This is a genomic window from Thauera chlorobenzoica (assembly GCF_001922305.1).
GTDB classification, from domain to species: domain Bacteria; phylum Pseudomonadota; class Gammaproteobacteria; order Burkholderiales; family Rhodocyclaceae; genus Thauera; species Thauera chlorobenzoica.
In genome coordinates, this window is sequence record NZ_CP018839.1 from 2937769 (window position 1) to 2950793 (window position 13025).

The 13025-nt window shown below is 67.9% G+C and carries 15 protein-coding genes; 5 read left to right on the top strand and 10 right to left on the bottom strand.

The genetic code is table 11. The annotated features are described in order from the left end of the window. Window positions 1–58: 58 nt before the first annotated feature. Window positions 59–1261 (top strand): chromate efflux transporter, encoded by a 1203-nt coding sequence (gene chrA, locus Tchl_RS13620; protein WP_232311594.1) that lies wholly within the window; start codon window positions 59–61, stop codon window positions 1259–1261. A 34-nt stretch (window positions 1262–1295) separates the two neighbouring features. Here chrA and Tchl_RS13625 read toward each other — a convergent pair whose 3' ends face one another. The 4 genes from Tchl_RS13625 to Tchl_RS13640 all read right to left on the bottom strand — a co-directional run bounded on the left by Tchl_RS13625 (window position 1296) and on the right by Tchl_RS13640 (window position 6019). Further along, window positions 1296–1910, bottom strand: coding sequence for a TIGR04282 family arsenosugar biosynthesis glycosyltransferase (locus tag Tchl_RS13625; protein ID WP_075148887.1), 615 nt, complete (start codon window positions 1908–1910; stop codon window positions 1296–1298). Then, the gene (locus Tchl_RS13630; protein WP_075149737.1) at window positions 1907–2581 is read right to left on the bottom strand and encodes a TIGR04283 family arsenosugar biosynthesis glycosyltransferase; all 675 of its coding nucleotides are present in this window, start codon (window positions 2579–2581) and stop codon (window positions 1907–1909) included. Before Tchl_RS13630 ends, Tchl_RS13625 begins: the two co-directional genes overlap by 4 nt. After that, on the bottom strand, window positions 2578–4758 hold the full coding sequence (locus Tchl_RS13635; RefSeq protein WP_075148888.1) for an FAD-dependent oxidoreductase: 2181 nt from the start codon (window positions 4756–4758) through the stop codon (window positions 2578–2580). The genes Tchl_RS13630 and Tchl_RS13635 overlap by 4 nt, the downstream gene beginning before the upstream one ends. A 73-nt stretch (window positions 4759–4831) precedes the next feature. Further along, entirely contained in the window at window positions 4832–6019 is a 1188-nt protein-coding gene (locus Tchl_RS13640) for a multiheme c-type cytochrome (RefSeq protein WP_075148889.1), read from the bottom strand. Here Tchl_RS13640 and Tchl_RS17795 point away from each other — a divergent pair. Then, a complete protein-coding gene (locus tag Tchl_RS17795) occupies window positions 6005–6319 on the top strand; it encodes a hypothetical protein (RefSeq protein ID WP_157110118.1) in 315 nt (104 codons plus the stop codon). The two genes, Tchl_RS13640 and Tchl_RS17795, sit on opposite strands and share 15 nt — an antisense overlap. Before the next feature lie 525 nt (window positions 6320–6844). Next, the gene (gene arsS / locus Tchl_RS13650; protein WP_075148891.1) at window positions 6845–7843 is read left to right on the top strand and encodes an arsenosugar biosynthesis radical SAM (seleno)protein ArsS; all 999 of its coding nucleotides are present in this window, start codon (window positions 6845–6847) and stop codon (window positions 7841–7843) included. On the opposite strand, the gene Tchl_RS13660 is transcribed toward arsS, so the two are convergent. The 6 genes from Tchl_RS13660 to Tchl_RS13685 form a co-directional block, all read right to left on the bottom strand. After that, on the bottom strand, window positions 7759–8874 hold the full coding sequence (locus Tchl_RS13660) for a YiiX/YebB-like N1pC/P60 family cysteine hydrolase (RefSeq protein WP_232311595.1): 1116 nt from the start codon (window positions 8872–8874) through the stop codon (window positions 7759–7761). The two genes, arsS and Tchl_RS13660, sit on opposite strands and share 85 nt — an antisense overlap. Window positions 8875–8901: 27 nt before the next feature. Beyond that, entirely contained in the window at window positions 8902–9093 is a 192-nt protein-coding gene (locus tag Tchl_RS13665) for an anti-sigma factor family protein (RefSeq protein WP_075148892.1), read from the bottom strand. Further along, on the bottom strand, window positions 9090–9701 hold the full coding sequence (locus tag Tchl_RS13670) for a sigma-70 family RNA polymerase sigma factor (protein ID WP_075148893.1): 612 nt from the start codon (window positions 9699–9701) through the stop codon (window positions 9090–9092). Before Tchl_RS13670 ends, Tchl_RS13665 begins: the two co-directional genes overlap by 4 nt. After that, on the bottom strand, window positions 9698–10513 hold the full coding sequence (locus tag Tchl_RS13675) for a DUF6969 family protein (RefSeq protein ID WP_083945315.1): 816 nt from the start codon (window positions 10511–10513) through the stop codon (window positions 9698–9700). The genes Tchl_RS13670 and Tchl_RS13675 overlap by 4 nt, the downstream gene beginning before the upstream one ends. Continuing rightward, window positions 10510–11115 (bottom strand): cytochrome c peroxidase, encoded by a 606-nt coding sequence (locus Tchl_RS13680; RefSeq protein WP_075148894.1) that lies wholly within the window; start codon window positions 11113–11115, stop codon window positions 10510–10512. The genes Tchl_RS13675 and Tchl_RS13680 overlap by 4 nt, the downstream gene beginning before the upstream one ends. A gap of 180 nt (window positions 11116–11295) precedes the next feature. After that, complete coding sequence (locus tag Tchl_RS13685; RefSeq protein WP_075148895.1) at window positions 11296–11484, bottom strand: hypothetical protein; 189 nt, start codon at window positions 11482–11484, stop codon at window positions 11296–11298. Between the two features lie 267 nt (window positions 11485–11751). Here Tchl_RS13685 and Tchl_RS13690 point away from each other — a divergent pair, with 267 nt between their 5' ends. Both Tchl_RS13690 and egtD read left to right on the top strand, forming a co-directional pair. Then, window positions 11752–12066, top strand: coding sequence for a DUF3641 domain-containing protein (locus tag Tchl_RS13690; protein ID WP_075148896.1), 315 nt, complete (start codon window positions 11752–11754; stop codon window positions 12064–12066). Next, the gene (gene egtD, locus Tchl_RS13695) at window positions 12063–13013 is read left to right on the top strand and encodes an L-histidine N(alpha)-methyltransferase (RefSeq protein WP_075148897.1); all 951 of its coding nucleotides are present in this window, start codon (window positions 12063–12065) and stop codon (window positions 13011–13013) included. Before Tchl_RS13690 ends, egtD begins: the two co-directional genes overlap by 4 nt. The last annotated feature ends 12 nt before the right edge of the window (window positions 13014–13025 follow it).

Below are 13025 nucleotides of genomic sequence, written 5' to 3' on the forward strand. Positions count from 1 at the left end.
GCACCTCGTCCTGCAGGCGCTAACATCCTCCACCACCGTTACCGATCAAGGAGTGAGCGTGACCGATCCCGCTGGAACCGAGCGCAGCCCGTGGGCTGTCTTTCTGATCTTTCTTCGGCTGGGGCTGACTTCTTTCGGCGGCCCGGTTGCCCACCTGGGCTACTTCCGCGACGAATTCGTCACCCGGCGGCAGTGGCTGAGCGAGCGCAGCTACGCGGATCTGGTTGCCCTCTGCCAGTTCCTGCCGGGGCCGGCCAGTAGCCAGGTGGGGATCGCGCTCGGGCTGTGCCGCTCCGGTTATGCCGGAGCCTTGGCCGCGTGGGCGGGGTTCACCTTGCCGTCGGCGATTGCCCTGATCCTGTTCGCGCTGGGCATCGCCGGTTACGGCGAGGCGGTGCCGTCCGGCGTGCTGCACGGCTTGAAGGTGGTGGCCGTGGCCGTCGTCGCCCAGGCGGTATGGGGCATGGCCCGCAATCTCTGCCCGGACGCGCCGCGCATCACCCTCATGGCGGCCGCGACCTGCGTCGTTCTGCTGCTGCCGTCGGCCTGGGGGCAGGTGGGCGTGATGGCGGTCGCGGCGCTCGTCGGCCTCGTGCTGTTCAAGCCGCAGCAGGGTTTGGCGCATGACGCACTGCCGACCGTGGTCGGGCACCAGGCGGGCCTGTTCTGGCTGACGCTGTTCCTTGCCTTGTTGATCGGATTGCCGCTGCTGTCGGCCTTGTTCCCGAGTCGGGCGCTGTCGCTGGTGGATGCCTTCTACCGCGCCGGGTCGCTGGTGTTCGGTGGCGGGCATGTCGTGCTGCCGCTGCTGCAAGCCGAAGTCGTGCCGGGCGGCTGGGTCGGCAACGAGTCCTTTCTGGCGGGCTATGGCGCGGCGCAGGCCGTCCCGGGGCCGCTGTTTACCTTCGCCGCGTTTCTCGGCGCCTCGATGAACGATTCCCCCTCCGGCTGGCTGGGCGGGGTGATCTGCCTGCTGGCGATCTTCGCGCCATCCTTCCTCCTGGTCGTGGGCGCATTGCCGTTCTGGGAGCGCCTGCGGCGCAACGTCCGCACCCAGGCCGCACTCTCGGGGATCAATGCGGCGGTGGCCGGCCTGCTGCTGGCGGCGCTCTACCAGCCGGTATGGACCAGCGCGATTCACGCACCACAAGACTTCGGCCTGGCGCTGGTGGCGCTGGTCGCGCTGATGTTCTGGAAACTGCCGCCGTGGCTGGTCGTGATCGGCAGCGGGGCCGCGGGATGGTTGCTGAGCGCGGCGTAGGTCGAGCCATTGCGGCTCGAGCTCGATCCGCCGCTCAAACGCCGGGAAGCAGTCCGTGCAGCCGTGGCAGGTCGGCGGGCAGATCGACGTCGTGGACGGATGGAAACGACGCCACCGTCCACCCGAGACGGCCGATCCGACGCAGCGTCTCGCGTGCGACGACGTCGGTGCTCCAGGGCATGGCGGTGAACAGCAGGGGATGAAAGCGCCGGATCGCCAGCAACGCGTAGCCGCCATCGGCGCTCGGCACAAGGGCGGCATCGTGCTCGTGCAGCGCCGCGGCGGCGGCCTGCAGATGCGTCGGGGTCAATTCGGGGCAATCCGTGCCGATCAGTATCGCCGTCTCGCCTGCCGCAATCGTGCGTTGCGCTGCACGCGCCAGGCGGGCGCCGAGATCGCCTTCGCCCTGTTCACTCCAGTCGAGTCCGGCGGGAAGATCGAGCGTCGGCCAAACCGGGTGCTCGGGCGCCGGGGTGACACAGAGCTCGACCGCGCCCAGCCGGGCCTCGAGCGCCGTCCGCACGGTGCGTTCGAGCAGGCGCCGGGCGAGCCGGGCGGCCCCATCGGCGCCGAGCGCCGGAATCAGCCGGGTCTTGGCGAAGCCCGCGATCGGCGCTTTGACGATGATGACGATGCGGGCCGGGCTCATCGCCGGTAGGCCCGCGCCAGTTCGCTCGCCGGCCGTCCCCGCCAATAGGCCCAGCGCAGCCGCCACATCAGGAAGATGGTTCGCCAGACGCCGTGCGTTTCCCAGCGCCGGCCCAAAGTCGTGACCTTGCTCGTGCTGCAGGCGGGGGGCGATTGCGCACGCAGGCGCCGGGACATCTCGATATCCTCCATCAGCGCCAGATCGGGAAAGCCGCCGGCGGTGCGATAGGCTTCGCGGGTCATGAACATGGCCTGGTCGCCGGTGGCGATTCCAGTCAACCGCGAGCGCCAGTTGATCATCGAGGCAACGACCTTCAGCATCGCCGGGCGCCCGGCAATCCGCACGTCGAAGCGCCCCCATACCCGGCCAGCATGGAGGCACGAGCCGATCCGGGAGATCGCGTCCGCCGGCAAGGTGGTATCCGCATGGAGGAACAGCAGGACTTCGCCGGAGGTGTGTGCCGCGCCTGCGTTCATCTGCCGGGCACGGCCTGGTTCAGCCGTGATCGACGGCAAGCCCGCGAGCCGCGCCAGTGCAGGCGTGCCGTCCACGCTGCCGCCATCGACGATCAGCACTTCCACCCCCTGGCGCATAAGCGGGGCGAGATGCGCGCCCAGGGCGGCGATTGTCCGTGCCTCGTTCAGCGCGGGAACGACGATCGAAATCTTCATCGCGGCCATTCTCCTTGCCGATCCCGGCGCGGCTTGTTCAAGCGCCATTGGTGGAAACGCCCCACCCATTGCAGCAGCTTTTGCGGCGCGTGGGCGCGTTTCCATTCGCCGGCGGCATATTTGTTGGCTTCGGCGAGCGTCGGATAAACGTGGATGGTCGCGAGGATCTTGTTCAGGCCCAGCCCGTGGCGCATGGCGAGGACGTATTCGGCGAGGAGGTCGCCCGCATGTTCGCCGACAATGGTAACGCCGAGGATCCTGTCCTTGCCCGGCACGGTGAGGATCTTGACGAAACCGTGCGCCTCGCCATCGGTGATCGCGCGGTCGAGATCCTCGATGCCGAAGCGGGTGACTTCGAACGGGATGCCGCGCTTGCCGGCCTCCTGCTCGTTGAGGCCGACGCGCGCCACTTCCGGATCGACGAAGGTGGCCCACGGCACCGCCGAGTAGTCGACACGGAACGTCCTGAACGGCGCGAACAGCGCATTCACCGCCGCATACCAGGCCTGGTGGGCGGCGGTATGCGTGAACTGATACGGGCCGGCGACGTCGCCGGCGGCGTAGATGTTGGGGTAACGGGTCTGCAGGTAGTCGTTGACCGCCACCGTATGCCCGGTCGGGATGCCCAGTTCTTCCAGGCCATAGCCCTCGAGGCAGGCCGCGCGGCCGACGGCGACGAGCAGTACGTCGAAGGGGATGCGGACCTCCTGGCCCCGGTGTTCGGCGACCAGGATCTTCTCGCCCGCGGCGACGATGAAGCGTTTCGCCGCATGTCCGGTGCACAGCACGAGCCCTTCGGCGCGAAACCGTTGCATGACGATTTCCGACACCTCCACGTCCTCGCGCGGCAGGATGCGCTCGCCCCGCAGCAGCATCGTCACGCTGGCACCGAAGCGGGCGAAGGTCTGCGCCAGCTCCGCGCCGATCGGTCCGCCGCCGAGCACGAGCAACCGGCGGGGCAGTTCGCGCAGGTTCCAGATCGTGTCCGAGGTGAAGTAGCCGACGTCGTCGATGCCGGGGATGGGCGGCACCGAGGGGCGCGCCCCGGCGGCGATGATGATGCTGCGCGTGGTCAGCGTCTCGCAGCCGCCGTCGCGGCGGGTGATCTCGACGGCCCAGGGCGAGACGATCTTCGCCCGGCCTTCGATCACCTCGACGCCGAGGCCGGTGTAGCGCTCGATCGAGTCGTGCGGCTCGACGGTCTTGATGATCGACTGCACGCGCGCCATCACCTCGGCGAAGTCGAACTCCGCGCGCGCGTCGCGAATGCCGAACTCGTTGGCGCGCCGGATGTGCGACAGCAGCTTCGCCGAGCGGATCAGCGCCTTCGAGGGCACGCAGCCGGTATTGAGGCAGTCGCCGCCCAGCTTGTGTTTTTCGACCAGCGTCACCCTGGCCTTCACCGCCGCGGCGATGTAGCTGCTCACCAGCCCCGCCGCGCCGGCGCCGATCACGACCAGGTTGCGGTCGAAAGTCGCCGGTTTCTTCCATCCGGCATAGACCTTGCGCGCCTTGACGAAGGCGACGAGCTTCTTCGCCAGCAGCGGGAAAACCCCGAGCAGGGCGAAGGAGGCCAGCAGGGCGGGGGACAGGATGGCGCCGGCCGAGTCGATCTGCGCGAGCTGAGTGCCGGCGTTCACATAGACGATGGTGCCGGCGAGCATGCCGAGCTGGCTCACCCAGCAAAAGGTCCAGCTGCGGATCGGCGTCAGCCCCATCACCAGGTTGATGACGAAGAAGGGGAACAGCGGCACCAGACGCAGCGTGAACAGGTAGAAGCCGCCGTCCTGGTCGATGCCCGCGTTGATCGCACGCAGGCGTTCGCCGAAGCGGGCTTGCACCGCGTCGCGCAGCACGAAGCGGGCGGCGAGAAAGGCCAGCGTCGCGCCGATCGTGGAGGCGAAGGACACGATCAGCACGCCCCAGCCGAGGCCGAAGATCGCGCCTGCCGCGAGCGTCATGATCGCCGCGCCGGGCAGCGACAGCCCGGTGACGGCGACGTAGAGGGTGAAGAAGAGCAGCGCCGCGGCGAGCGGGTGCGCCTCACGCCAGGCCTCGATGGCGCCCTGCTGCGCCTTGAAGAAATCGAGACTGAAGTAGCGCCCGAGATCGAAGGCGAAGAAAAGGACGATCGCAAGGACGAGCGCGGCGAGCAGTACAAGTCGGCTGTGCTTCATGCTGTGGGCCCGGTCGGTTCATGGCTGGCGCAAGCGCCGCGGATGGCTTGGTCGTGCGCCCGATCACACATCATCACCGCCTTGCGTTCGCCGGCAGCGCCTCGCGCCACTCGAAGAGCACGTATTCCGAGGCCTCGGCGTCGGCGAGGGCCTGGCGCATCATCCCGGGGTCGGCGGGGAGGCCGTTGCCGCTCAGCACGCCGCGATAAAAGTCGGCGTAGAAAGCATCGGGTTCGACGCGCACGCGATAGACGAGTGCGACCGCCTCGCGGCGCAGGGGCGCGTCGTAGCCCAGAACGGCTTCGGCTCCCGGCAACAGGCGGGTATCGGACAGCTCCGCGGCGAGATCCGGGCTCACTTCGCGGGCGATGCGCTGGCTGCGCAGGGTGCCGGCGAGCGGGCGGGCGCGGGCATCGACCTGGAACGCTTCCATCGTCACCCGCGGCGTGACGTAGGTCGGGAAGGCGTGGCCGGTGCCGGTATTGACGACGCGCAGCCGCCCGCCGAGACGTCCGGCGCGCGCTTGCGCCGGCTCCGCTTCGATCGTGACCCCCGCGGCCGTCATCTGCGGGTCGTGGATGCCGCGCCACAGATGGCGCCGATCCGGCATGTGGCACGATTGGCAGCTGCGTCCCTCGCGCGCGGCGGGGCTGGCGCGCCACTCGGCGTAGGTGTTCTCGAGCAGCTTGCCGTTGAGGGCGTAGCCGTCCTCCTCGAACTGGTGACAGGCGGCGCAGAAGCGGCTGTCGGCAAAGGCAGAGGTCGCCCGCCAGCCGTCGTGCGGCAGGCCGGCCCCGACAGGCGCAACCGAGCCGTCCCGGCGCGGCGGGCCATAACGGACGTGCCCGCGCACATGGCAGCCGGCGCAGGTCAGTCCCTGTTCGTGCCCCCGGCCGCCCGGCTGCTTGCGGATCGCGGCGACCAGCGACGAGGCCTGCTCGGCGAGCGGTGCGTGGCAGCGCAGGCAGGACTGGTGTTCGTGGTCCGCCTCGGGGGCCATCGCGAGGAGCTGGCCGAGCACGCCGGGCCCCATCGCCCGGGCGTGGTAACTCGTGCGCCAGTCGTCGAATTGCACCGCATGGCAGCTCCCGCAGGCGGCCGGATCGAGCGTGGCCTCCTGCGGGGAAAACCGCGCGGGTGCTTCGCCCTGTGGCGCGAGGGGGCGCTGCCAATGGCGGGCGAGAAACCCCCCGCTGTCGGCGACCGCCAGGCCCGGCAGGAGCGCCAGCAAGGCGATGAGGAACCCGTGCCGGCTCCGCATTTACGCAGCCACCCGCGGCACGTCCGCTCCAGCCCCCATCACTTCTTCGCCGCGCAGGGGTTCATCGCTGCGCAGGGGTTTTTCGCCGCGCAAGGATTCTTCGCTGCGCAAGGGTTCTTCGCTGCGCAAGGGTTTTTTGCGGCGCAGGGGTTCGCGGCGGCACAAGGATTCGTACCGGTAGCGACGAGCATGGGCATGGCTTTCGAGGGCGCGATGCCATCCGGCGCCGCCTGCACGGCGGCAGGCATGCCGAGCGCGGCGCTCAGGACGGCGGCGGAGAACAGCGTGCTCAATGTCTGACGGGGGTGGCTCGTTTTCATGGTCGGATCCTCTTTGTCGATGGGCGTGACCGTGGACGGTTCCGGTGGTCACAGCACTTGGTCGTCGGGAGGGGGCGAATCCTTACGCCGGCATGCACTCAGCGTGGATCGCTCCCGCGGCGTGCGGGAGAGGTGGTTCGAGTAGTTGCTCAGCGTCTTCATAGCATTTCATTCTCCTTCTGGTTGATCATGTCGTGCGTCCGTCGGGCAGCGCTGCAAGTATCTGCGAGAGCGGGGCACGGGCGGCGGCGTCCTGCACGACCCGCGCTCCTCCTCGATTCGCCGCCCGGGCCACGGCAGAAGCGACAAAGGAAAACGAGGGGCAGATCTGCGATGGCTCCCGATGGAGGTAGGCATGCGACACCGTCTTCTTCGCCTTGCCGGCGCGATCTGCGCATTCATTCGTGGCGATGGTCGCGAGGATTCTGGCAGGCCGGTGTAAGGTTTGCCCCGTCCGTCCGACTAGTCACACGAATCCACCAGACGCTTGCGCAAGGAGCCCTCGATGCACCCCACCTTTCCGCTGCTCGCGGCGACGGACTTCCCCCGCATCCGTCGCGGCCGGATCGAAACCCTGCAGGTGAACCTCGGCTACCGCTGCAACCAGTGTTGCGTGCATTGCCACGTCGATGCCGGGCCGAAGCGCACCGAGGAGATGTCGGGGGCGACCGTCGACGCGGTGATCGACTTCATCGACGCCAGCCCGACGCTGGCGACGTTCGACCTGACCGGCGGCGCGCCGGAGCTGAACGCGCACTTTCGCCGCCTCGTGCGGGCGGCGCGGGGGCGCGGGCTGCGCGTCATCGACCGCTGCAATCTGACCATCCTCGAGGAGTCCGGCCAGGAAGATCTGGCGACCTTCCTGGCCGCACAGGGGGTGGAGATCGTCGCCTCGCTGCCCTGCTATCTGGCGGACAACGTCGACCGCCAGCGGGGCAAGGGCGTCTTCGGGACGAGCATCCGTGCGCTGCAAAGACTCAACGCCCTGGGCTACGGCGAGGACGGCAGCGGGCTGACCCTGAACCTCGTCTACAACCCGCAGGGGCCGGTGTTGCCGCCACCGCAGGCGTCGCTCGAGCGCGCGTACCGGGAACACCTCGGCGCCGGGTTCGGCATTCGCTTCAACCAGCTGTTCGCACTCGCCAACATGCCGATCAAGCGCTTCGGCAGCACGCTGGTGTCGAAGGGGCAGTTTGCCGGCTACATGAGGATGCTGCGCGACGCGCACCGCGCCGACAACCTCGCCGCGGTGATGTGCCGCAGCCTCATCAGCGTCGACTGGCAGGGCTATCTGTACGACTGCGACTTCAACCAGCAGCTCGAACTGCCGATCGCGGCCGTCGGCCATCCGCGCCTGCACCTCCGCGACGCGACCGCCGCGACGCTCACCGGCGGCGCCATCCGGGTGGCCGACCACTGCTACGGCTGCACGGCGGGGAACGGCTCGAGCTGTGGCGGGGCGCTGGCCGACGGCCGCGCCGATGCCGCGGTTCGCGCCGCGTGACGGCTGGGCTCGACGATGCCCGCCCTCCGACACAGGGGAAGCACGCCATGCATGACATCGTGAAGGACTACTACGGCAAAGAGCTGCAAGGCAGCACCGACCTGCGCACCACCGCCTGCTGCGATGCGAGCCAGATGCCGGCGTGGCTCAAGCCGCTGCTGGCGAAGGTCCATCCCGAGGTGCTGTCGCGCTACTACGGCTGTGGCCTGGTGTGCCCGCCGCTGCTCGAGGGCTGCCGCGTGCTGGACCTGGGCAGCGGCGCGGGGCGCGACGTGTATGTGCTGGCTCAGCTGCGCGTGATAGTCGAAACCATGCGCCAGTGCGGGCTTGACGACCTCGAAGTAGGGTGAAACGTCGAAATCGCGCGGTGCGAACAGGCTGTGGTGGCGGATGTGCAGGATCTCTTCCATGCAGTCCGGGCACATCGGGTCGCCCGTGGAACGTTGTGTCACGATGGGCAGGATCGGATAGCGCACGGACTGAAAAGCCTGCGCGATCAGCGTCGAGCAGATCGCGCGCGTCGGGTCCGCGCTGCCCAGAGCGATCATCCGCCGCCGGAATCGCTGCGGCACCGGTGGGGTCGGCAGCAGGTAGCGTGCGAGGTCGATCACATTGCGCAAGTCGTACTGGTGGCCGATCCGCTCGGTGACATAGCAGATAACGCGGCGGCAGTCTTCTTCGCTCAGGCCTCGGGGACGGCAGATGCGGCTGTGAAGCCCGGCGAATTCGCCGACATCGACGCTGCGCACGCCCTCGACGACATCGGCTTCGACGAAGCAGTGCCCGTCAGGCGCCCGCCCGTGCAGGGCGTCGCCGACGAAAAGCGCCGCGTGCGACCAGGTCGATTGGGTCAGGTATTTCACCGCGGTGCTGATCCGCGAGTGGCCTTCGACCAGGAGCACGTCGCCCGGGCGCAGGCAGGCGAGAAGTTCGTCCGGTGGGGTGGGGCGGGATGTGCCGTGAACATGCACCGGGCGGCTGAGCGTGCGCCCGAGCCAGTGGCCGATGCGGTTGAATATCGGTCCCATCATGCTGTTCCCGGAGATGGGCCGCCAGGCTCAGCGCCCTTCGTCGGCGCCGCCTTCGCGCCGCCGCCGCGTCGCCTTGCGCAGGAAGACCATGTGCTTGCCGTAGTTGGTGCAACCCAGGCACATCATGGTGTGCACCTTGAGCGTGAACCGCTCGCGCAGCGTCAGCGTGCGCTCGAACCCTTCGGACATGAGGCGGGTCACCTCCTTGCAGCTGATCATTGGATGGCCTCCCCCTGGAACCAGCGATTTTCAAGACATTCGCGCAAGCCGAGGCGGGCGCGGTGGAGGATCACCCAGCAGTTGCTGCGGGTGATCCCCAGTTGCTGGCAGATCTCCCCCGTTTCCAACTCGAGAAACTCGCGCATCATATAGACGCGGGCGATCTGCGCGGGCAGGTTGTCGAGGCAGGCGTCGAACACCGCCCAGAACTCTTTCTGCACAAAGGATGCATCCGGGTCGGACCAGGTGGCGGGGCGGTCGTCCGGGTTCCAGAAGCCGCGCTCGTCGAAGAGCGCGTCGAAGTCTTTCAGGTCGGCATCACCGCGGCTGTCGACGAGATCGGCGCCGCAGACTTCGCGCGACGAGGCGCGGATGTGATCGACGATCTTGTTGCGCAGGATCGCGAACATCCAGGTCTTGAAGCTCGCACGACCGGCAAAGCTCCGCGCGCTGTTCATCGCCGCGATGAGGGCTTCCTGCACCATGTCCTCGGCCGCGCCCGAATCGCGCAGCTGGAGCTGCGCAAAACGCAGCATGTCGCGCCGGATGGCGATGAGAAATGGATCGTCCCAGGATATTTCCGCGGGGCGGGTGCCCTCATGCTTCATCGATCGCTCCTCCCGGACGGCGGTTGATATTCCTCCCCGCCTTCCACGAGGGCGGCGAGAAACCGATCGACCGACAGCGGCAGGTAGCCGGTGATCTCGAGCGTACGATCTTCGAACACGTCCTGCTCCGGGTGCGCGCGCAAGTGTGCGCCGATGACCGCATCCCGGTGCCGGAGCAGGCCTTCGATCCATGGTCGGTACAAGCGCAGCATCGCTCCCAGCCAGCGGTTCGCCGGCCAGGAAGGCCAGGCGTGATCGATCTCGAAGCGCCCGAGCATCCGGATGACGTCCGCTGCGGGGTACCAGGTTTCACCGGTGACCCAGCGATTGCAGGAGAACAGGCCGATCGGCTCGCCCCAGGCGTCCATCGAGATGGCGACCAGATGGCTGATCGCATCGTCCCCCGTCGGCCGGATTCCGCCCGCCTGGGCGAAGGCCTGTGGCGCCACCCCCGCAGGCATGCCCCCGGCACGGAGGAAGGTGTGGAAGTGCCCGTGCTCGATGCTGCCGCGGTGGGCGTGATAGTAGTACTGGGCGTGCGTCTCGGCGTCGAAGACGTCGTCGCGTGGATAGTGCTCCATCTCGACGAACTCGCCCTGGCCGCGCAGGACTTCGCCGACCACATTGAGCCCGGCCTTGGCGAGCACCCGGCGGCACTCGAGCACTTCCTGCCCGGCCGCAAGCAGTGCGTGGCGGGTGGTCGGACCGAGATCCTCCAGTCCGGGCAGGAAACCGGCCAGCTCCGGCTCCCGCACGGCCGCACCGCCCGGTGAGCGGGCGACCGTAGCAGCAGAGGAAGGCGTGGCATTCATCGCTTCGCTGCGCAAGGATTCTTCGCCGCGCAGGGATTCTTCACCGCACAAGGATTCTTCGCCGCGCTCGGGGTTTTTGCCAGATGCGCCTTGAAACCTTTCTGTTCCTCTTCCATGTAGGCCACCAGCGCGGCGAGATCCTTCGATTTCCAGTCCAGCGCCTTGCCTGCCATCGGCGTGACGATGCACAACTGGACCATCTCGTCGAGATGGATCTGCTTCATGCCGTACATTCCGGAAGCCATCTCCACCTTGTGCGGGTAGGGCTGGGCGAAGCTTTCGTTGTAGGCGGCATAGCCGGTGTGGCAGCTCGCGCAGGAGAGCTGGTTCGTCGACAGGCGGGTGTCGGAAAAGAGCTTCTCGCCGGCGGCGACCAGTTCGGCACGGGCGCCCTGGTACGGTTTGTAGCCGGCGGGGCGCTGGCTCGCCTTGGCCGCACAGGGGTTCTTCGCCGCGCACGGGTTGGCGGCGCTCGATGCCGGGGTGCCTGCCGCACATGGGTTTGCCTGCGCGAGTGCCGCGAGCGGCATCCCCAGTGCGGCGCTCACCAGCCCGGCGGAAACCGTTGCGATGGCGGTACGGCTCGTGTTGACGTATTTCATGGACTGCCCCTCCGTTGTCATGTGGAACTGTCTGGCACGACAGACCGTCCGCTGATGCGGATGGTCAGGGGATTGGTCGTACGGCTTGGCGGAACCTTACATGGGCTCGATCGAAAAGCGGCCCGGCTTGCACCGGGCCGACCGGAGTCGCAGCGTTGCCGCCGGGATCCGCCCCCGAGCTCAAGGACCATACATCTCGAGCAGACGGCTCTGCCCGTCGAACGCCGATTTCTGCACCTGGGACTTCGCCGCGCTGGCGGATGCCGTGGTGTTCTGCGGGCAGTCGCCGGCATGGGCCGGCATCGCTGCGATCGCGGCGAATGCAAAAAGCATTGCGACGGCGGCAAGCTTGTAGGTCGTGGCTTTCATGGCTGTCTCCTTTGTCAGGGGCGAGCGGCTTGTGCGCCTCTCTGATGAATGAGTCGTATGGCGCGCAGCAGCCTTACACGCCCGACGCCCATTCTTCCTCCTGCCCCCTTCAACTCAGCGTCGGATTCAATGTAGTTCATCCTCCGCCCAGAAACGAAGGGGGTGATGAGCAAGGTGCAAAACCGTTCAGGTCGTGTAAGGATTACCCGGTTCGTCCGATTATCGAAAGACCGCAATACGATAACGACCGCTCGCGAGGACTCCCGGATGCACCCGACCTTTCCGCTGCCCGCCGTCACCGACTTTCCCAGGATCCGCCGTGGGACGATCGATACAACCCTGCAGGTCAATCTCGGCTACCGCTTCAACCAGCTGTTCACGATCGCCAATATGCCGATCAAGCGCTTCGCCAGCGCGCTGGTATCGAAAGGGCAGTTCGCCGGCTACCTGAAGACCCTGCACGAGGCGCACCGCGTCGACAAGCTCGCGGCGGTGATGTGCCGCAACTTGGTCAGCGTCGACGGGTGGGGGGCCACGACGGGCGGACCAGCGCGGCGCGGGGTGGCGGGAGCAGGGCGGTGAGTTCCCCCCGCTGCGTGCAGTTCGCACCCGAAGCCCCGGCGCGGATCCGGGCCGAACTGCTCGCCGGCCTGAGCGCGCCGGTGGCGACGATCGCGCCGAAATACCTGTACGACGCGCTCGGCGCGCGGCTCTTCGCGGCGATCACCGTACTGCCCGAGTACTACCCGACACGCACCGAGGCGGCGATCTTCGCTCGATACCTGTCGGAAATGGCCGCACTCCTCGGCCCCGCCGCAACCCTGGTCGACCTCGGCGCGGGCAACTGCGAGAAGGCCGAACGCCTGTTCGCGGCCTTGGGCGTGCGTCGCTACGTCGCCGTCGATATCTCGGTGGACTACCTGCATGCGTCGCTGGAACGGCTTCAGCGCCATCATCCGGCGATCGCAATGCTGGGCGTGGGGCTCGATTTCACCCGTTCGCTGTGCCTGCCACCGGAGGCCGGCGACGGCCCGCGCACGTTGTTCTACCCGGGCTCGAGCATCGGCAACTTCACCCCCGGTGAGGCTCTGGCCCTGCTGCGCCAGGTGCATGCCGAATGCCGCGGTGGGGCCTTGCTGATCGGCGTCGATCTGGTCAAGGCGCGCGACCTCCTCGAAGCGGCCTACGACGACCCGCTCGGCGTCACCGCCGCGTTCAACCGCAACCTGCTGCGCCATGTCAACCGGCTGGCGGGGACCGACTTCGACCTCGCCGACTGGCGCCATGTCGCCTTCTTCAACGCGCAGCGGTCGCGCATCGAAATGCACCTGGAAGCGCTGCACGACACGACCGTGCGCTGGGCCGAAGGCGAGCGCCGCTTTGCCGCCTCCGCCCGCATCCACACCGAGAACTCGTACAAATGGCGCGTCGACGACTTCGCCGCACTGCTCGCCGCGGCGGGGTTTTCGGCGTCGCGCCACTGGTGCGATGCGCGCGGCTGGTTCGCGGTGTTCGCCGCCCATGGCTGAAACCGCAATGCG